Origin of the sequence: Nonlabens marinus S1-08, assembly GCF_000831385.1 — a bacterium.
GTDB lineage: Bacteria > Bacteroidota > Bacteroidia > Flavobacteriales > Flavobacteriaceae > Nonlabens > Nonlabens marinus.
Genome location: NZ_AP014548.1, coordinates 518,118 through 537,932 on the forward strand (window position 1 = coordinate 518,118; position 19,815 = coordinate 537,932).

Sequence of the window (19,815 nt, forward strand, 5' to 3'; positions counted from 1 at the left end):
CAGAGAATGCTTGGGGGTTTTTATTGATACCTACCTGACTTGCATCAAATAGTTTTTGAAATACTTTTTCTCATCTTCATAAACGGCTGATATTTCTAATCCGGCTTCAGCGGCGAGCCACTCTACGACTTCGTCATCGTATTTCTGGGATATTTCAGTATGTATTGTTTCCCATTTTTTAAAACTTACGTTTAAGTCTAACTTTTGAACTTGCACTTGACATGCTTTTGTTGCTAATAGGTAGCTTTTGGCGGTACCAGTTTCGGGATCATAAGCTTCCCAGTGTTCAAATTGATCTACTGGAAAATTTGCCTGCATTTCTTTGTTGATACGGTGCAGTAAGTTTCTATTAAATTCTTGAGTTACGCCCTGGGAATCTGCATAAGCGTTCTGAATAGTCAATGGATCTTTCTTCTGATCAAATCCCATAAACAAGAAATCTTCTGGTCTCATCACATCTCTTAACTTGCTCAAAAAGTCGATAGCTTCACGATGCGCTAAATTTCCAATATTTGAACCAAGGACTAAAATTACCTTGGGCCGCTTATTGTATTGAGCGAGTTGTTCTAAGACCTTGAAGTAAGTCCCTTGTTCTCCTTGAACATCGATCTCAGGAAAAAGCTGAAGCAAATCTTGACTAAGCTCATCAATTGAATTTTGACTAATGTCAATAGGCTTGTAAGTAAAATTCACTTTTTGATCGTAAAGTTCCTTCAATAGCAACTTCGTTTTTTTTCCATCACCTGCGCCTAACTCGATCAAATCAAAACCGTTAGGTGAGGTAAATTGCTTGCGTAAATCGGCCTTATACGTATCGACGATGTTGTATTCAGATTCCGTCAGGTAATACTCTGGCAAACCCATGATTTGCTGGAATAGTTTATCACCTTTATCATCGTAAATATATTTAGAACTCAAAAATTTAGGAAAGGCGCTCAGTCCTGCCTTAACGTGTTGTTCAAACTCGTGTTGAAATACTTCTTTTTTAGTCATAAAGATTGGGCAAGTCTCAGTCCGGTAAATTGCCATCTTAAATAAGGATGGAAAAAGTTACGGTAGGTTGATCGGGCGTGGTGGGCAGCTGTGGCTATGGAAGCACCTCTCAGCACTTTTTGATTGACCATAAATTTACCATTGTACTCGCCTAAAGCGCCGTCTGGTTTTTGATAATTTGGGTAAGGTAGGTAAGCACTCTCAGTCCACTCCCATCGTTTTCCCCATTGAAATTTATCTTGCGCTACTTCCCATTCAAACTCAGTGGGCAGTCTCATGCCTTTCCACTGGGCATAGGCAAAAGCCTCATAATAGGAAATATGAGTTACAGCGGCGTCTGGATGGATCTTTTGTGATCCACTCAATAAGTAATTATACCACTGGTCGTCCTTGTAGTACCAGTACATGGGCGAGTTGATTTGTTGTTTTTGAACCCAATCCCAGCCTTCCGTATGCCAGATTAATACGTTTTCATAACCGCCTGCATCCATAAATTCTATCCACTCACGATTTGTCACTAAAGCGCTCGCGATGGAATAGGGTTCAAGAAAAACGCGATGTCTCGGCTGCTCGTTATCGTAACAAAAATCTTCAGAAGTGTATCCAATCTGATAAACCCCTTCCTCAATTGAAAGCATCTCATGTGATTGAGATTCTATTAAAACCTCATCAGTCTTGTCTCTATAAATAGGCTGGAGAGGATTGTTACCTAAAATATATTTGATATCAGTAAGTAGCAATTCCTGATGTTGCTTCTCATGATGGATTCCTATTTCTATAATTGGCTTTATCTCATCGCTTATTGGTCCACCTAATAATAACCTCATGGCATTAGTCACATGCTTTCGGTAATCATAAACGTCGCTCACGCTAGGTCTTGAAAGGTTTCCACGATCCGTTCGAACCACGCGTTTTCCCATGCTTTCATAATAGCTATTGAAGACATAAGCATAACTATCATCAAAACGTTTATAATCGGCTAGATGGGGAACTAACAGGAATTCTTCAAAAAACCAAGTGGTATGCCCTAGATGCCATTTAGGTGGTGAAACATCCACAATGGGCTGCACTACATAATCCTCAATTTCAAGAGGTTTACATAAGGTTTCAGAATCGGATCTGGTCTGGAGAAATAATTCAATAAGCTTCACTTATCAAATTTAAGATGTTTTGACGAAAACCTAATTCCTGCAGTAGTTAAGCTAGAGTTAAACAGAATCTTGTGGATCCCGCAGTAGTTCTTGAGAAGTTCGCTTTCGCGAAAGCGAAATAAACCACCAGATCAAAAACAGTTATATTAAATTATACGGCCACAGCACCTTTAATGGCTGGGTGCGGATCGTAGTTTTCTAATGAAAAGTCTTCAAATTTGAAGTCAAAAAGATCTTTAATTTCAGGATTTAACTTCATTGTTGGCAACGCTCTAGGCGTTCTAGACAACTGTAACTCTATCTGCTCCATATGGTTGCTATAAATATGTACATCACCAAAAGTGTGCACAAAGTCGCCATATTCATAACCGCAAACCTGGGCCATCATCATAGTCAATAGCGCATAACTAGCGATATTAAAGGGAACTCCTAAAAAAACATCTGCACTACGCTGGTACAATTGACAACTCAATTTATTGTCTGCTACATAAAATTGAAAAAAGGCATGACATGGTGGAAGGGCAGCTTTTCCATTGGCAACATTTTCAGCAAAGCTAACACTGGTATCTGGCATGACGCTGGGATTCCAGGCTGTTACCATCATACGACGGCTGTTAGGATTGGTTTTAAGCGTGTGAATGACTTCCTTAATCTGATCTATGCCCTCACTATTCCAGTTGCGCCACTGGTGTCCATAGACTGGGCCTAGATCGCCATTCTCATCTGCCCACTCATTCCAGATGCGCACTCCATTTTCTTGTAAGTATTGAATATTGGTATCGCCTTTTAGAAGCCACAAAAGTTCATAAATAATACTTTTTAAATGGACTTTTTTAGTTGTGACTAAAGGGAAACCTTCTTGAAGATCAAATCGCATTTGATGACCAAAAACACTGCGAGTTCCCGTACCTGTGCGGTCGCCCTTATCATTACCTTGTTCTAAAATATGCTGGAGTAGATCGTGATATTGCTTCATCTGTTACGAAATCTAATTTTTTGAAATAACTACATTTAGACTAGCAAAATAGGAAATTTGAAACCTAGATGGTAAGAAAGCCTTACCGAATTGCAATTGAGTTTTTAACGATTTTGAAACTCTATTGATCTTGACCCTCCACTAAGGACTCAGCCCAAGAAATGGCGCTGTCCATTGTATTGAAAACACCAAAAGAGCCAGAATAAGCGGCTTGCTCCTTCCCAGCAGAAACGATCAACTCTTCCCTGTGGCTGGAAACAATTGCTATACCTATAACTCGCTTTGCATCCACATATTTATAAACCGACAGATCCACGTTATGCCCAATCTCTCGGTCTGAGATGTAAACGTACTTATTTTTTCCAAAGTACTTTTTGCTACTGTTTAATAGCACCTTAGCCACATTATCATCCACAACAACGTTAGGATCAATCTTTCCTATTACGAAACACGAGTAATATTCTAATTGACCGAAATCAAACTGATCTACTTTAACCGGATTCATAATGACCTTAGTTGATAAATTTCAGTAAAGGTATTAGAACTTCTTAAATAAACGTTAATGAAAATCAAGATGTTTTTGAGCAAACTGTATTTCTCAAATAATAAGGTAGTTAAGAAATAAACACCTAACCGAATAACATTCCTGCTATTGTAGCCGTGAGAAGAGCCGCACAGGTACCACCTATTAAGGCTTTGATTCCAAACTTAGCTAAAACCGTACGCTGTGAAGGAGCAAGCACTCCTATACCACCTATCTGTATCCCAATTGATGCAAAGTTGGCGAATCCACACAGGGCATAGGTAGAGATAACGATAGATCTATAATTCACTAGAACCCCAGTATTCTTGAGCGTACTCAAGGATCCATAAGCGAAGAACTCATTCAATATGGTCTTCTCACCTAGCAATTGCCCAACCGCTATCACATCCTCAAACGGGACTCCAATAAGCCAAGCGACTGGGGCAAATAGGTTCCCTAAAATATATTGCATAGAAAAAGAAGTATATCGATCGTCTGTCCAGACAGCAATCTGTTCGTTCAATCCGGTAGGAGCTCCAATTAAATCACCTAGCATCCAATTTAAAACTGCCATAATTGCTGTAAAAACAAGCAACATTGCCCCAACATTTACTGCCAATTTTAAACCGTCTGTAGTACCTCTAGAAATAGCATCTAGAACGTTGGATCCTATTTTCTCCTTAGAGATATCTAATTTTCGATTGATTTTTTCCTTGTCTGTTTCTGGGTAAAGAATCTTAGCGATGATTATCGCTGCAGGAGCACTCATTATAGATGCCGTAAGCAGGTGTTTTGTAAAAATGATTTTTTCTGCATCGCTATCACCTCCTAGAAAGGCAATAAATGCAGCAAGTACACCACCAGCGATGGTGGCCATTCCTCCCACCATTAAGCAAAGCATTTCTGACTTCGTCATTTTATCTAGGTACGGCTTTACTACAAGAGGCGCTTCTGTTTGACCTATAAATATGTTAACTGCTGCAGCTAGCGATTCAGATCCACTCAATCGCATTGTTTTGCTCATTACCCATGCAAATCCGTAAACTACCTTTTGTAAGATGCCCAAATAATACAACAGGGAAGTAAATGCCGAAAAGAATACAATGGTTGGCAGCACCTTGAATGCAAAAATATAACCTAGACTAGAATTCACATCAATCAAATCGCCAAAGACAAAATCAGCTCCTGCTTCTGAAACATTAAGAAAATCTACAACCTTATCAGAAACCCAGTCAAAGACAAATGCCACCGCTGGAATCTTCAACACAGACACGGCAAAAATGATTTGTAAAGCCAGTCCTGTTGCTACTAATTTCCAATCGATCTCTTTTTTATTAGCACTTAGAACAAAGCATAGTCCTATAATAAATACGATACCAATAACTCCACGATAGAGACTTGTAAACGTAAAACCGAAACCCTTAGATGGATCTACAGCAAAATCCTTGGCTGCAGGCTCATCTGCAGCTACATCTAATGGTTCAAATGTTCTTGAAAAGCTAAAACTCTCTGAATCGTTGGAATATACCAACAAATCATTTGTCAAATTAGATACTTCATACCTCTTAGCATCCGCTGCTGGTTCGACAAAATATAAGGTCAGTTCATTCTGATCAAAAAAGTAGTTTCCAGCAACCTGTGCCAAAGAATCTGCAGCTAAATAGTAAGTAAAATTGCTCTTTCCAAAAGTTACCGAATCAATGACGGCACCTTGGAATGTTGGATTTTTAAAATTTTGTGAGTCAGCCACTGTATTCCAAGTACCTTCAATGGTCACTTGATCTGCTTGAGCGGTAACTAAAGATGGACATAGCCATACAAAGGCAACAACTAGAACACTCGTCAAGATCGTGTAGAAAAATTTCATAAAGGGTCTTTATCTTCTCGAGATTTCATCTCTTATGCCTGCGGCAAGTTCATAATTTTCACTTGCAACCGCTTCTTTCAACATCTTATTGAGTTCATCAAGCGACAGGTTGCTGTAATCATTTTTCTCGCCTTCAGCAGTGTTGATCAAGTCTTCTAGGATCTCGTTCTCTTCATCCTCATCATCCTCCTGGATCAGTTCTTTGTCAGCCTGCATGTGTTGCTGGATACCTGCTTCATCCAGTATGTTTTCATAAGTGAAAACTGGGGCTTTAAATCGCACGGCTAGGGCTATCGCATCGCTAGTACGAGCGTCAATAATCTCCTCGATTTTATCTTTTTCACAAATCAAGCTGCTATAAAAAACACCATCGACCAATTTGTGAATGATCACTTGCTTCACCACTATGCCATAACGCTCTGCAAAACTTTTAAATAAATCATGAGTTAACGGGCGTGGTGGGCTGATCTCTTTCTCTAATGCTATGGCGATACTTTGAGCTTCAAATGCACCGATAACTATAGGTAGTTGACGGTTTCCTCCAGACTCTTTTAGAATGAGCGCGTAGGCACCATTTTGCGTTTGGCTGTAAGAGATTCCTCGTATGTTAAGTCGTTTTAGACTCATTAGTTTTGAATGGACGTGAAAAGAAAAAGCTGTGCAAAAATGAGAGTTTTTCTCATATGGCACAGCTTTAAATTTAATAATTCTATAACTTTTTAAGCATTGGCTGCTTTGAAAGCTTTCAACTTCTCGATTAAGACAGGCACTACTTCAAATGCGTCACCTACTACTCCATAGTCTGCAGCTTTGAAAAACGGCGCTTCAGCATCTGTATTGATAACCACTTTAACTTTAGAAGAGTTGATTCCTGCAAGGTGCTGAATCGCTCCAGAGATCCCGATAGCTATATAAAGACTAGAAGCTACTGGTTTACCTGTTTGCCCTACATGTTCTCCATGTGGTCTCCATCCCATGTCACTTACTGGTTTAGAACAAGCTGTGGCTGCACCTAAAACTCCTGCAAGCTCTTCAATCATGCCCCAGTTTTCTGGACCTTTCATACCACGACCAGCGCTTACTACAATTTCAGCATCTGCTATCGTTACTTTATCTGTTGCTTTATCAACTGACTTTACTTCTACTTTAAAATCATCATCATTTAAAGAAGGTGCAAAATCTACAACGCTACAATCTGTAGGATTTTCTTTTAAACCATAAGCGTTTTTAGAAAGTCCGATCAATTTGCGGTCTGTAGAAATTTGTGTGTTGCTAAATGCTTTGTTTGTAAAAACAGATCTCTTAACGGTAAATGGATCTGCACTGGATGGCAAGGCTACCACGTTAGAAACATAACCTGCATCTAAATGAACGCTTAATAAAGATCCTAAATATTTAGAATCTGCGCTTGAGCTGATCACAATTACTTTAGCATCCACTGCTTTAGCAGCTTGTGCAATAGCATCTGCATAAGCTCCTGCGTTGAATTTATCTAATTTGGCATCTTTGACATTATGTAAGGTTTTCACCCCATAAGTTCCTAAATCACCAGCGTCTGCAGCGTGAAATGAGATAGCGGCAACATCAGTTCCCAGCATGTCTGCAATTCCTTTGGCATAACTTGACACTTCGTAGGCCGTTTTCTTAAAGGCTCCGTTTTCTGATTCTGTATATACTAATACTGACATAGTTTTGAATTTTGATGTGGATCACAAATTCTTGAAAACCCACTGTTTTTGATGTGTTTCCGCTTTCGCGAAAGCGTACTTCTTATAATTGTGTTGCTAGGTTCTGGATCAGATTACTTTTGCCTCATTGTGCAATAGATCTACCAACCTATCCAAATTGTCTGCCTCTACTAGAGTTACCGCACCTTTAGGAGCTGGCTTCTCAAAAGAAACCGTGCTAGTTTCACTACTCGCGTCGATCGATGCTTTAACATCTAATGGCTTTTTACGAGCCATCATGATCCCACGCATGTTAGGAATTCTTAAGTCGCTTTCTTCTACTAAACCTTTTTGCCCACCTATAACTAGTGGCAAGGAGGTAGTTACTGTTTCTTTACCACCATCAATCTCGCGAGTAGCGGTTACTGATGAACCCTCAATTTCTAAAGCAATACAAGTGTTTACAAAACTTGAACCGGTCATCGCTGCTACCATTCCTGGAACCATACCACCGTTGTAATCTATAGATTCACGACCTGCAATAACCAGATCATAACCTCCATTTTTCACAACATCTGCTAATTCTTTAGCAACTGCATAACCGTCTACTGCTGGAGTATCTACACGTATCGCTTGATCAGCTCCTATGGCTAATGCCTTTCTCAAGGTAGGCTCTACCTCAGCACCACCAACGGTGACTACATCTACACTCGCACCTTGCTTTTCTTTAAACCACATGGCTCTAGTCAATCCAAACTCATCGTTAGGGTTGATCACAAACTGAACACCGTTTGTATCAAACTGGGTGTCATTATCCGTGAAATTAATCTTGGAAGTTGTATCGGGCACATGGCTGATGCATACTAATATCTTCATGTTATCTATGCTTTTAAGTCAATTTTCAATCGTTTGCGAATTTAAAGAAAAACGAACAAAAGAACTATGCGTGCATAATAAAATTTTGTTAGTCTTTTCTTGAGCTTCGCGCGTTAAGACCTATTTTTGTTTCTTGTTCCCTTAAGGAAACTTTTTATGAAGACAATACAATTCCGTGAGGCCATTCAAGAGGCCATGAGTGAAGAAATGAGACGAGACGAGTCTGTTTATTTGATGGGTGAAGAAGTGGCAGAATATAATGGAGCTTACAAGGCTTCAAAAGGAATGCTGGATGAATTTGGCCCTAAACGGATAATAGACACTCCTATTTCTGAATTAGGATTTGCAGGTGTAGCGATAGGTTCAACCATGACAGGCAATCGCCCAATAGTGGAGTACATGACCTTCAACTTCTCACTAGTTGGAATTGATCAAATCATAAACAATGCTGCCAAAATACGCCAAATGAGCGGTGGTCAATTGAAGTGCCCTATTGTTTTCCGCGGCCCAACGGGAAGTGCGGGACAGCTGGCAGCAACACACTCCCAGGCTTTTGAAAACTGGTTTGCAAACACTCCAGGATTGAAAGTCATCGTACCTTCTAACCCATATGACGCAAAAGGCTTATTGAAAGCCGCCATACGCGACGATGATCCAGTAATTTTTATGGAATCAGAGCAGATGTACGGTGATAAAGGTGAGGTGCCTGAGGATGAATATGTATTACCTATAGGTGTTGCTGAATTAAAACGAGAAGGAACTGATGTAACTATTGTTTCCTTCGGTAAAATCATAAAAGAGGCTTACAAAGCAGCTGACGAATTAGAAAAAGAAGGCATCTCTTGCGAGATCATCGATTTGAGAACGGTTCGTCCTTATGATAAAGAAGCAATCTTAAAATCTGTAAAGAAAACCAACAGATTAGTCATCCTGGAAGAAGCATGGCCCTTTGGTAATGTATCTACTGAAATCTCTCACATGGTACAGGCGGAAGCTTTTGACTATCTAGATGCTCCTATATATAAGATCAACACGGCAGATACTCCTGCCCCTTATTCTCCGGTTTTATTTGCTGAATGGCTGCCTAATTCTGATGATGTTGTGGAAGGTGTGAAAAAGGTAATGTATAGAAAGTAATATCCTTTTATTATATAACTTTTCAAAGTCCCAACTTTTTCAAGTTGGGACTTTTTTGTGGGCACATTTCGCTTTCGCGAAAGCGAAATACCATAATGCCGTCAACTTTTTGCAACAATCCACTAGTTATTTTATGAATGTAAATTTCTGTCTTACTGATTATTACAAGGACTCCTAAAGGATCACAGTAAACATTTGGTATAAATAGATGTATTTATTGAAAACCAAGTGATAGGTATTTTCGTACGTAAAGTATGCCTTACTATGTGTAAGGCATTTTATAATCGAGTGGACTTGTAGGGAAGTCAGCTCGATTTTTTGTTTTAATAACATTAAATTCTGATTAGTCACTCTATCTTCGACCTCAGTTCCCCACCATTATGAACAAGCCAACATCCTATTGTATAACAACTAGTTGGACAATGCTATTGCTGCTCTTTTTCGGGAGTATGGCAGCTCAAACTAAAGTAGGTGGCGTGGTATACGATCAGGATGGAGCTACTGTGCCTTTTGCAAATGTGGTGTTCCCAGGCTCCTATGAAGGCACTATCACAAATGACGATGGCAGGTTCTATTTGCAATCTGACAAGACCTATACTCAAATAGAAATCTCTTTTGTTGGGTACAAAACCAAAACGATAGATCTTGAAAGCCGCGTCAAACTGGATTTCAATATTACTATTGAGGATGATGAGGCACAGCTGGATGCTGTGGTTGTTTATGCAGGTAAAACCTCTAAAAAAAACAACCCAGCAATAGATATCTTACGCAAGATTTGGGAAAATCGGCGTAAAAATGGTTTAAGTCAATTTGACCAGTATCAGTACGAGAAGTACGAAAAACTGGAGTTTGACCTCAACACCATCGACAGCGCCATGATTAATTCCAGTCTTTTTGAAGGAATGGAATTCATCTTTGATTATGCAGATACGAGCAGAACCAGTGGTAAAACCTACTTACCTATATTCATCAACGAGTCATTATCCACGGTTTATGGTGATAACAACCTAGATAAGGAAAAGGAAAACATCAAGGCCAATAAAAATTCTGGATTCTCAGATAATCAGACCTTGATTGCTCTGGTAAAAGATTTATACACCGACATAGATATTTACGACCGCTACCTCAAGTTCTTTGATAAGAGTTTTGTGAGTCCCATAGGTCGTGCCGGAATCGATAGTTATAATTATGTATTGCGCGATACGGCTGAGGTTGATGGAGTGCGCTCCTTCAACATCGTATATTATCCGCGCCGGAAAGGTGAACTCACCTTTAAAGGTGATTTCTGGGTAGCAGACTCAACCTTTGCCATCAAGGAAATTAATATGCAGGCAAATAAGAGTGCCAACGTCAACTGGGTCAAGGACATTTATATTGAGCAGGAGTATCAAGTGCTAGACGATAGCCTATTCTTGATTACTCGTGACTTTTTCCAGAGTGATTTCGCACTGCGTAAAAAAGAAGAAGCGCGTGGTGTTTACGGCAAGCGCACTACCCTATTTGCCGATTACCAATTTGATAAAGAAAAACCAGAAAACTTCTACCGCAGACGTGTCAACGATTATGACCCAGAAACCTACAATCGTTCAGAAGAGTATTGGGATGAGAATCGATTGGAGAAACTGGATGCAGAAGAAAAGCAGATCTACACCATGCTTGATACGCTCAAGCAGAATAAAAAATTTAAAAGACTCTATAATATAGGAACCATTCTGGCATCAGGTTATTACGAGGTAGACAACTTTGATATAGGACCCGTATTCTCCGTTTTTGGGTTCAACGATGTAGAAGGACTACGTATTCGCGGCGGTGGACGTACGTATTTTTCTGCAAACGACCTTTGGCGTTTAGAAGGTTATCTAGCCTACGGGTTTAGGGACGACCAGTTTAAATACGGCCTTTCAGGAAAATACCTGTTGGATAAACGCAGTCGTCTGACCATCCAAGCTGGGAATCGTCGGGATATTGAACAACTTGCAGCCAGCCTTACTAATAGCAATGATGTGCTAGGTCGTAGTCTAGCATCCAGTGCATTAATCACTACAGGAAACAACGGCCGTTTATCTTCCATTAATCTATCCACGGTTAATCTTAGTTTTGAACCATTGTATAACCTAGAATTTCGTCTAGGCGGCAGCTACCGAACTATAAAAACAGCCAACTCAGACTTCTTCAGTCTGGATTATCTAGACGATGACGGCACGATCAACGGTCAGGTCAATCAGAGTGAGTTAGGTTTGACCATGACGTATACGCCAGGTCGTAAAACCTCCAATTATGGTGTGGACAGGACCATCATCAACTCTTTCCAGTACCCTATTTTGTATGCCAACTATACCAGAGGTCTAGAAGGTGTTCTCAACAGCGATTTTAATTATGACAAGGTTCAGTTTTATTACGAACACCCATTGCAGATAGGTGGTTTTGGGAGACTTCGAGCTCGTGTAGAGGCTGGAAAAACCTTTGGCAAGGTACCGCTGGCACTACTCAATGTCGTCCCTGGTAACCAGACCTTATTCAATATTTCTGGGGCCTTCAACACCATGAACTTCTATGAATTTGTGACTGACGAGTATGTTACTTTACATCTCGATCATAATTTCAACGGCCGTATTTTTTCTCGCATTCCAGGATTGCAGCAGTTGGATTTACGCGAGCTCGTAGGCTTCAAGGCGGTTTATGGAACGATTAGCGACGAGAATATTGCCATTAACCGAAGTAATATTGACTACCTAGCGCCAGAAGATGTCTATTATGAATACAGCGTCGGTATAGGAAATATCTTCCGTATTTTGAGGATCGACGCTAGTTTTAGAGGTAACTATAATTCCCTGCCAGATGCTCGCAAATTTGCGATTACTGGCAGCTTTGGCTTTAGTTTCTAAACCTATTGCCTCAAATTTTATTGTTAATTCATTGATTTACTGATATTCTACAGATGTTTAGGTTTTCGCTTTCGCGAAAGCGAACTCAACATCAACCCCTAACGCTATATTTCCAACTTCTAGATTATCATGATGCATTATTTTGAGCGTTTTTATTGCGTTTCTGGCAATTGGGAACAGCCTATATTATCGTTAACAGAATTTTATTACATTAGCGATTATTAAAAATCAATCAATTAACACATGGAAGAATTAGTTATTTATCTGCCACTAGTACTGGCAGCTTTAGGATTTGTATTTATGTTGACCAAAAAATCTTGGGTCATGAAGCAAGATGCCGGTGACGGTAAAATGAAGGAGATTGCAGATCATATTTATGAAGGCGCTCTTGCCTTTTTGAAAGCTGAATATAAGCTACTCTCCATTTTTGTGATTGTAGTTGCCATATTACTGGGAGTTGTTTCTGTAATCGTTCCCACAACAAACTGGATGATATTGATCGCCTTTGTCTTTGGAGCCTTGTTCTCTGCCTATGCAGGAAACATCGGGATGAAGATTGCTACCCAGACTAATGTAAGAACCACCCAAGCTGCCAAAACCAGTTTGCCAAAAGCGTTGAAAGTTTCCTTTGGTGGTGGTACCGTGATGGGATTAGGTGTAGCTGTGCTGGCCGTTCTAGGGTTGACTTTATTCTTTATTCTCTTTTTCCAATTGTTCATGAATGGTGTATGGGCTCCAGCCGAATTTGCAGGAGTAATGAAAACCCCAGGCGAACTTATGACTATAGTCCTTGAGACTCTTGCCGGTTTCTCACTAGGTGCAGAAAGCATTGCTCTTTTTGCTCGTGTTGGTGGTGGAATCTACACTAAGGCTGCCGATGTAGGCGCTGACCTTGTTGGAAAAGTAGAAGCTGGGATCCCTGAAGATGATCCTCGCAATCCCGCGACAATCGCAGATAATGTGGGTGACAACGTTGGTGACGTGGCCGGTATGGGCGCCGATTTATTTGGCTCTTACGTCGCGACCGTTCTCGCAGCGATGGTGCTGGGGAATTACGTGATACGCGATATGGGCGGTGATATTGTCGCTCAAGGTTTCGGTGGGATAGGTCCTATTTTATTGCCTATGTCTATCGCGGGAGTTGGTATCATTATTTCAGTAATTGGAACCTTATTGGTCAAGATCTCCAGCAACGATGCTAAGGAAGCTCAAGTTATGGGAGCTCTTAATATTGGAAACTGGACATCAATCATTCTTGTGGCTCTATCCTGTTTTGGACTTTGTTATTGGTTGCTACCAGAAACCATGACCATGAATTTTTATGGTGAAGGCGCAATGACTATTTCATGGCTCAATGTATTCTATGCGACATTAGTAGGTCTAGTGGTTGGAGCCGTTATCTCATCTGTAACCGAATATTATACAGGATTGGGGAAAAAGCCTATTCTTAAAATAGTACAACAATCTTCTACGGGAGCTGGAACCAATATTATTGCTGGTCTTGCGACTGGAATGATTTCTACGTTCCCATCCGTCATTTTATTTGCTGGTGCGATTTGGGCATCGTATGCCTTTGCAGGATTCTATGGTGTGGCACTTGCGGCCAGTGCGATGATGGCAACAACTGCCATGCAGCTGGCTATTGACGCCTTCGGACCGATCTCTGACAATGCTGGTGGTATTGCAGAGATGAGCGAGCAAGAACCTATCGTACGCGAGCGAACTGACATTCTGGATTCTGTAGGGAATACCACTGCGGCAACTGGTAAAGGTTTTGCGATTGCGTCTGCAGCATTGACCTCGCTAGCTCTTTTTGCAGCCTACGTGACTTTTACAGGAATTGACGGTATCAATATTTTTAAAGCGCCAGTACTGGCCATGTTGTTCATTGGCGGTATGGTTCCCGTTGTATTTAGCGCACTTGCGATGAATGCCGTTGGTAAGGCCGCGATGGAGATGGTAGAAGAAGTGAGAAGACAATTCCGTGAGATTCCAGGAATTATGGAAGGAACCGGAAAACCACAATATGATAAGTGTGTGGATATTTCTACCAAGGCCTCTTTAAAAGAAATGATGTTGCCAGGTGTGTTGACCATTGGATTCCCATTAGTGATTGCTTTTGTACCGATGATTTTTGGGATGAATGCACTCGCCATTGCAGAAATGCTTGGTGGTTATATGGCTGGAGTTACTGTTAGTGGTGTGCTATGGGCAATATTCCAGAACAATGCCGGTGGCGCCTGGGACAATGCCAAAAAATCTTTTGAGGCTGGCGTTATGATCAACGGCGAGATGACCTACAAAGGTTCTGATGCCCATAAAGCGGCAGTTACCGGTGATACTGTAGGTGATCCTTTCAAGGACACTTCTGGACCATCGATGAACATTTTGATCAAATTGACCTGTTTGATTGGACTCGTGATTGCTCCTATTTTGGGAAGCCACAGCGAGGAAACTCCAGAGACTGCAGTTCCAGTAACGATGGAAATCGAATCTCCACAGGAACTTGAAACAGCACAAAACGAAGATCTTTTAGTGTCCTGTGATGCAGGCTTGTATTATTTCAAACCTATCAATGAAGTAGAGCAAAACACTCGCCCGCTCGCTGCTCGCTAATTAGAAAATTGAATTGATAATTGAAAAGCCGTTCTCGATGGAGAACGGCTTTTCTGCATATAAGAAAGAGGTATTAAAAAATCTATTTATATTTTTAATTGGAATTTAATTATATTGAATGGGAGACAGATTTAACTCTCCTAAAAAACTTTTAAGTAAAAATAGTATTGGAATATTCTGACTTATACACCTTAGGTATCGCGCTGGGATTAGGTTTCTTGGTCGGCTTCCAGCGACAGCGAGATGAGAAAAAAATGGCTGGTGTACGCACATACAGCCTTATAACGATATTGGGAACGGTACTGGCACTCATTGAAAGAGAGTCTGGTAATGTGTGGGTGCTACCCGTGGTTGGTATTGGGCTTACCGCCCTCATGGTTTCAAGCACTTTTATAAAATCAAAATCGGGAGATCGCGATCCGGGTCTAAGTACTGAGGTTGCTGCACTACTCATGTATGCTATAGGAGCTTATCTGGTTGTGGGCAATCAATGGATAGGTGTCATCGTAGGTGGTGGTGTTGCATTTTTGCTGTACTTAAAAAGTAGGTTACATTCTTGGATCATTGACCTAGAAGATAAAGATGTGCGTGCCATCATGACATTTTCTGCAATTTCGCTCATTATACTTCCCGTTCTACCAGACCAGACGTATGGTCCATACGATGTCCTTAACCCCCATGACATCTGGCTGATTGTCGTATTGATTGTAGGCATCAGTGTTGTGGGTTATTTTCTTTATAAGGTCATAGGTAAGAATGCAGGTGTCATTTCCAATGGGATCCTAGGTGGACTTATAAGCAGCACAGCAACCACAGTTAGCTACTCTCGCATGGCTAAGCAATCAAACAAAGTCGGGTCACTAGCAGCATTTGTCATACTCACAGCATCTGCGGTTTCCTTTGGGCGTATTATAGTTGAGATTGGTATTGTGGCGCCAGAGCAGCTGGGATCCATCGTATTGCCTATTGCAGTCGTTGCAATGGTCATGGTCATCCTATCAGTTGTAGTATTTATTTTGATAAAGAGAAATAAATCAGATGAAGAAATTCCCGAGCCCAAAAATCCAGCGCAGTTCAAAAGCGCACTTACTTTTGGTCTACTTTACGGCCTCATTCTTCTAGCAGTTGCTTTTGCAAAGACTGAATTAGGTAACGACGCCTTATACGTCGTCTCGGTAGTGAGTGGCTTGACAGATGTTGATGCCATCACGCTATCACTGTCCCAGCTTATGAAAAAAGGGTCGTTAGAAACATCACTGGGCTGGCAACTAATTATTTTGGCTGGTTTATCCAATATGCTTTTTAAGGGAATTATGGCAGTTACCATAGGTGGTAAAACCCTTGCTAGATGGATTGTCATTACCTTTGGAATAACCATAGTTGCTGGACTATTGATTATTTGGCTTTGGCCGCAATCTTGGCAACTAAGTGGTTAAGCAAAACCCACCTACACATGTTCAACCGCGACCCTTGGATCCTAGACGTTTTCAGAACCTATAGCGGCGAGAACCGTCTTTATGTGCGCGGTAGAGCGTTAGAGGATCAGCCCTTAAAATTGTACGAGCAACAATCTTTTTACCATACCATCAGGAACGCCTGGCGCGCTTTTAAAACAGATGAGATACGAGAAATCCCTGTACGTTTGACCTTGTCAAATGGCAATCACTTCGAGACAATAACAGACCGTGAGGGTTACTTTCTTTTTGACATAACTACAGAGACTAACTTGCAGGATCTTGCAGACGAGGAAGGTTATGTGCCTATCACTATTTCTTTTGATGAGGAAAATTCCGCTTTCGCGAAAGCGAAATCCCAACAAAGAATTTCCTTAAATAAGTTCACTGGTGAGACTCTAGTACCTCCTAGCACGGCTGCCTATGGAGTCGTCAGCGATATTGACGACACCATCATGAAGACGGGAGTCACTAGTTTCTTAAAATTGCGAGTAGCCTTCAACACCTTCTTCAAGAATTTTGACAAACGTACGCCGTTCAAAGACGCTGCGAATTTCTACCAATTACTGCATCGTGGAGCCTCTGGCAAGGATCAAAACCCAATGTTCTACTTGAGCAACAGCCCCTGGAACCTCTACCATTATCTTGAAAAATTTGTAGATTTTCACGGTTTCCCACGTGGACCGATACTTTTGAGAGATTTCCCGACACCCTGGAATCGCACCCCAAAGAAAGAAAGACCACATAAGGAACATGAGTTGATCAATATTCTTAAACATTATCCAGACCAACAGTTCATCCTGATAGGTGACGCAGGTGAGCATGATACCACATACTATACTAACGGGGCTACTGAATATCCTGAGCGCATAAAAGCCATCTACATTAGGGCTGTCAATCACACCAAAAAAATGGCCGCCATCAAAGAAATGGCAGATGCTTTTGAAGTTTGTCCTGTATTATTGGTTAAGGAATCCAGCGAGGCGATCAAGCATGCGCGGGAAATGGGATGGATTGTTTAGAAGAATAGGCTGGGATATATGTGGTGTTATGTCAAACAGAAGTGGTTTAGCGCTCTTTAAGACATTCTATAGAAACCATTTTTTTATAAGTTTGACTATTAGATTTAACCAGTCACTAAAAAATTCTAAATGCTAACTCACGAAAATAAAAGGTGGGATTTTAACCTGTCCCCAATAATTATATTGGTAGGGATTTACTGTCTCTTGGCTCAATATATAATTTTGAAAGGACGGTTTGAAACCTTCCGGTTTTCTCAAAATAGCTACATTCATGAATACGGCACCTTAATATCTAAGGGACTAACCTACCTGGCTATTGCTTTATCATTCATCGTACCTTTAATAATTTGGTCAAACATAAAGTATAGCCTTACGAAAAAAGTACTGTTGACTGCTGTTGGATTTTTACCGGCACTTTATTTTATTATGCTTTATATGTTGTCAAGCTAATATGAAATAGAACTAATCTTATGTCAAACAAAAGAATTGAGTTTCCCTACTAAAATAAAAGAAACATTAGCTGGGGACACTATTTAAGACTGTACTTTATATTTCTAACTCTAAGCAAACAAACCAGTCATCTCCGCATCAATCTTATTGATGATTTCTCCCATATCCTCAGGATTATTTACAAAGTCGATGTTGTCCACATCAATAATAAGAAGATTTCCTTTATCGTACCCGTGAATCCATGCTTCATAGCGCTCGTTCAATCGGCTCAAATAATCGATAGAAATCGTGTTCTCGTAATCCCTACCTCGTTTGTGAATTTGATTCACAAGATTAGGAATAGAACTGCGTAAATAGATCAACAAATCTGGAGCCCCCACCAGTTTTTCCATCAAATCAAAAAGGCTGCTGTAATTATCAAAGTCACGTTGAGATAAGAGTCCCATAGCGTGTAAGTTGGGAGCAAAAATGCTCGCATCCTCATAAATCGTGCGGTCTTGAATAATCTTTTTACCGCTCTCCCGTATTTCCAATACTTGTCTGAACCTGCTATTCAAGAAATAAACCTGCAAATTGAAGGACCAGCGTTCCATATCTGTATAGAAATCTTCCAGGTACGGGTTTTCTAAAACATCCTCATATTGAGGAGTCCATTTATAATGTTTGGCAAGCATTTGAGTTAATGTAGTTTTTCCTGCTCCTATGTTTCCTGCAACGGCAATATGCATGTTAGTTCTTGTTCTGGTTAGCTGTAAATACGCTTACGCGATTGAGGGCGTAAATATAGAGTTTTCCATTCTTTAGGTAAAAAGATTCTGTCGTCACTTGCTCAGGTACATCCCAGGAATTTGAGATGGACTCCAATTGATATTCACTGGTAAAAGCATATGATTTTAGTTGATCATCTTGCCAGACTACTAATTGTTCAAAGTCATAATCTGCTAACTGGATTCCTGCCCTATCTAATTTTGAAGTCCTACTCGCATAAGAGTTGAATACTAGGACGCTTTCATCAGTGATTAAAAAACAATAATTATAGTCTGAAGTGAAATGAGATACTTTATCCTTTATGATAGGCGAACTCACGATAAGTTTGTTCTGCACATAATCCACCAACTCTAATCGTTGCTGATCTTGATTATATAACCACAAGCGACGTTCTCCTGCAAGTGAGGAATGCTCAAAATAGCGATAAGGTTGTAATTCACTTAAGGAAATCCTTAAACTTTCATTCAAACGATTATCTAATAAGACGACAGTTTGTGTGTCCTTATAAAATAACAAAATACGCAACGGGTTAATTAGATCTACACTGGTCAAGTCACCCAATTGAACATCATAAAACTGTTGTGCTCCAGTGTTTGAGTTGACATGCATTGGACGTTTATAGATCACATTCTTTTTACCGTAATAGAGATTGTTAAAATCATCCACACCGTAGAATTGGTCAACACCTAGCGGTAACTCAATGTAAGTTGGAATTTGTGGTGATTGCGCTTTCGCGAAAGCGAAAAAAAAACAACATAAAAACAAGGTAAGAAACAACTTCATTATATAGCTATATTTGCAACGGCCACCGCAACGCATTAAAAATACGACTTCTATGAAGTCTGAGCGCACCCGGCATTGTAAATAAACTGTGTAAAATTATTTACTACTGCTTGTCAATCAAATTTTTAATAGTACATTTGCAGCCCGATTTTAGTTAGTAAAGTCGTACAAGAAATTAAAACTATTTCACAGTGAATACTTTAAGTTACAAAACCGTATCAGCGAATAGCGCTACAGTAAACAAAGAATGGGTACTGATAGATGCTGCTGGACAGCCATTAGGCCGTATGGCTTCTATAGCTGCAAAGTTCTTGAGAGGTAAATACAAGACAAACTACACTCCACACGTGGACTGTGGTGACAATGTCATCATCATTAATGCTGCAGGAGTTGAATTGAGCGGTAACAAATGGGACGATAAAAGTTACATACGCCACACGGGTTATCCAGGTGGACAACGTAGTCTTACCGCAAGAGAATTGTACTCTAAAGATCCAGCGCGCGTTGTAGAAAACGCTGTAAAAGGAATGCTTCCTAAAAATAAATTAGGAGCTGCTATTTACCGCAATCTTAAAGTATATGCAGGTACTGAGCATGAGCAAGGAGCTCAACAACCTAAAACTATTAATCTTAACGAGGTAAAGTAA

16 protein-coding genes are annotated in these 19,815 nt (G+C 40.4%); 6 read left to right on the forward strand and 10 right to left on the reverse strand.

All coding sequences use genetic code 11. The features are described from left to right. Positions 1–30: 30 nt before the first annotated feature. From NMS_RS02385 to NMS_RS02420, 8 genes are all read right to left on the reverse strand, one after another. A complete protein-coding gene (locus tag NMS_RS02385) occupies positions 31–993 on the reverse strand; it encodes an L-histidine N(alpha)-methyltransferase (protein WP_041495211.1) in 963 nt (320 codons plus the stop codon). Continuing rightward, on the reverse strand, positions 990–2,144 hold the full coding sequence (egtB, locus tag NMS_RS02390) for an ergothioneine biosynthesis protein EgtB (RefSeq protein ID WP_041495212.1): 1,155 nt from the start codon (positions 2,142–2,144) through the stop codon (positions 990–992). Before egtB ends, NMS_RS02385 begins: the two co-directional genes overlap by 4 nt. 151 nt (positions 2,145–2,295) lie before the next feature. Beyond that, entirely contained in the window at positions 2,296–3,120 is an 825-nt protein-coding gene (locus tag NMS_RS02395; protein ID WP_041495214.1) for a thymidylate synthase, read from the reverse strand. Positions 3,121–3,241: 121 nt separating this feature from the next. Continuing rightward, on the reverse strand, positions 3,242–3,625 hold the full coding sequence (locus NMS_RS02400; RefSeq protein WP_041495215.1) for a hypothetical protein: 384 nt from the start codon (positions 3,623–3,625) through the stop codon (positions 3,242–3,244). Between the two features lie 124 nt (positions 3,626–3,749). Continuing rightward, positions 3,750–5,510, reverse strand: coding sequence for a NupC/NupG family nucleoside CNT transporter (locus tag NMS_RS02405; RefSeq protein ID WP_041495216.1), 1,761 nt, complete (start codon positions 5,508–5,510; stop codon positions 3,750–3,752). A 9-nt stretch (positions 5,511–5,519) separates the two neighbouring features. Beyond that, positions 5,520–6,137, reverse strand: a complete 618-nt coding sequence (locus tag NMS_RS02410) for a bifunctional nuclease family protein (protein WP_041495217.1) — start codon at positions 6,135–6,137, stop codon at positions 5,520–5,522. Positions 6,138–6,229: 92 nt separating this feature from the next. Next, complete coding sequence (locus NMS_RS02415; RefSeq protein WP_041495219.1) at positions 6,230–7,198, reverse strand: electron transfer flavoprotein subunit alpha/FixB family protein; 969 nt, start codon at positions 7,196–7,198, stop codon at positions 6,230–6,232. Between the two features lie 108 nt (positions 7,199–7,306). Then, complete coding sequence (locus NMS_RS02420; RefSeq protein ID WP_041495221.1) at positions 7,307–8,053, reverse strand: electron transfer flavoprotein subunit beta/FixA family protein; 747 nt, start codon at positions 8,051–8,053, stop codon at positions 7,307–7,309. Between the two features lie 156 nt (positions 8,054–8,209). On the opposite strand from NMS_RS02420, the gene NMS_RS02425 reads away from it, so the two are divergent. The 5 genes from NMS_RS02425 (at position 8,210) to NMS_RS02445 (ending at position 17,167) form a co-directional block, all read left to right on the forward strand. Further along, complete coding sequence (locus NMS_RS02425; protein ID WP_041495222.1) at positions 8,210–9,190, forward strand: pyruvate dehydrogenase complex E1 component subunit beta; 981 nt, start codon at positions 8,210–8,212, stop codon at positions 9,188–9,190. Between the two features lie 380 nt (positions 9,191–9,570). Next, on the forward strand, positions 9,571–12,075 hold the full coding sequence (locus NMS_RS02430; RefSeq protein ID WP_084217589.1) for a DUF5686 and carboxypeptidase-like regulatory domain-containing protein: 2,505 nt from the start codon (positions 9,571–9,573) through the stop codon (positions 12,073–12,075). 243 nt (positions 12,076–12,318) lie between these two features. Further along, a complete protein-coding gene (locus NMS_RS02435) occupies positions 12,319–14,691 on the forward strand; it encodes a sodium-translocating pyrophosphatase (protein WP_084217591.1) in 2,373 nt (790 codons plus the stop codon). Positions 14,692–14,858: 167 nt separating this feature from the next. Further along, complete coding sequence (locus tag NMS_RS02440; protein WP_052476657.1) at positions 14,859–16,127, forward strand: MgtC/SapB family protein; 1,269 nt, start codon at positions 14,859–14,861, stop codon at positions 16,125–16,127. 17 nt (positions 16,128–16,144) lie between these two features. Next, a complete protein-coding gene (locus tag NMS_RS02445) occupies positions 16,145–17,167 on the forward strand; it encodes an App1 family protein (protein ID WP_041497396.1) in 1,023 nt (340 codons plus the stop codon). A gap of 560 nt (positions 17,168–17,727) precedes the next feature. Here NMS_RS02445 and NMS_RS02455 read toward each other — a convergent pair. Together NMS_RS02455 and NMS_RS02460 are read right to left on the reverse strand one after the other, a co-directional pair. After that, the gene (locus NMS_RS02455; RefSeq protein WP_041495226.1) at positions 17,728–18,345 is read right to left on the reverse strand and encodes a deoxynucleoside kinase; all 618 of its coding nucleotides are present in this window, start codon (positions 18,343–18,345) and stop codon (positions 17,728–17,730) included. 1 nt (position 18,346) lies between these two features. Further along, positions 18,347–19,168, reverse strand: a complete 822-nt coding sequence (locus NMS_RS02460; RefSeq protein ID WP_052476659.1) for a hypothetical protein — start codon at positions 19,166–19,168, stop codon at positions 18,347–18,349. 191 nt (positions 19,169–19,359) lie between these two features. Between NMS_RS02460 and rplM the strand changes: the two genes are divergently transcribed. Then, positions 19,360–19,815, forward strand: a complete 456-nt coding sequence (gene rplM, locus NMS_RS02465; RefSeq protein ID WP_041495227.1) for a 50S ribosomal protein L13 — start codon at positions 19,360–19,362, stop codon at positions 19,813–19,815.

Excerpts from the sequence above, each read along its gene's own strand:
- NMS_RS02460 (WP_052476659.1), bottom strand. The coding sequence starts at position 19,168 with ATGAAGTTGTTTCTTACCTTGTTTTTATGTTGTTTTTTTTTCGCTTTC.
- NMS_RS02445 (WP_041497396.1), top strand. The coding sequence starts at position 16,145 with ATGTTCAACCGCGACCCTTGGATCCTAGACGTTTTCAGAACCTATAGC.
- NMS_RS02455 (WP_041495226.1), bottom strand. The coding sequence starts at position 18,345 with ATGCATATTGCCGTTGCAGGAAACATAGGAGCAGGAAAAACTACATTA.
- NMS_RS02385 (WP_041495211.1), bottom strand. The coding sequence starts at position 993 with ATGACTAAAAAAGAAGTATTTCAACACGAGTTTGAACAACACGTTAAG.
- NMS_RS02425 (WP_041495222.1), top strand. The coding sequence starts at position 8,210 with ATGAAGACAATACAATTCCGTGAGGCCATTCAAGAGGCCATGAGTGAA.
- NMS_RS02430 (WP_084217589.1), top strand. The coding sequence starts at position 9,571 with ATGAACAAGCCAACATCCTATTGTATAACAACTAGTTGGACAATGCTA.
- NMS_RS02410 (WP_041495217.1), bottom strand. The coding sequence starts at position 6,137 with ATGAGTCTAAAACGACTTAACATACGAGGAATCTCTTACAGCCAAACG.
- NMS_RS02400 (WP_041495215.1), bottom strand. The coding sequence starts at position 3,625 with ATGAATCCGGTTAAAGTAGATCAGTTTGATTTCGGTCAATTAGAATAT.
- NMS_RS02405 (WP_041495216.1), bottom strand. The coding sequence starts at position 5,510 with ATGAAATTTTTCTACACGATCTTGACGAGTGTTCTAGTTGTTGCCTTT.
- NMS_RS02420 (WP_041495221.1), bottom strand. The coding sequence starts at position 8,053 with ATGAAGATATTAGTATGCATCAGCCATGTGCCCGATACAACTTCCAAG.
- NMS_RS02435 (WP_084217591.1), top strand. The coding sequence starts at position 12,319 with ATGGAAGAATTAGTTATTTATCTGCCACTAGTACTGGCAGCTTTAGGA.
- NMS_RS02415 (WP_041495219.1), bottom strand. The coding sequence starts at position 7,198 with ATGTCAGTATTAGTATATACAGAATCAGAAAACGGAGCCTTTAAGAAA.
- NMS_RS02395 (WP_041495214.1), bottom strand. The coding sequence starts at position 3,120 with ATGAAGCAATATCACGATCTACTCCAGCATATTTTAGAACAAGGTAAT.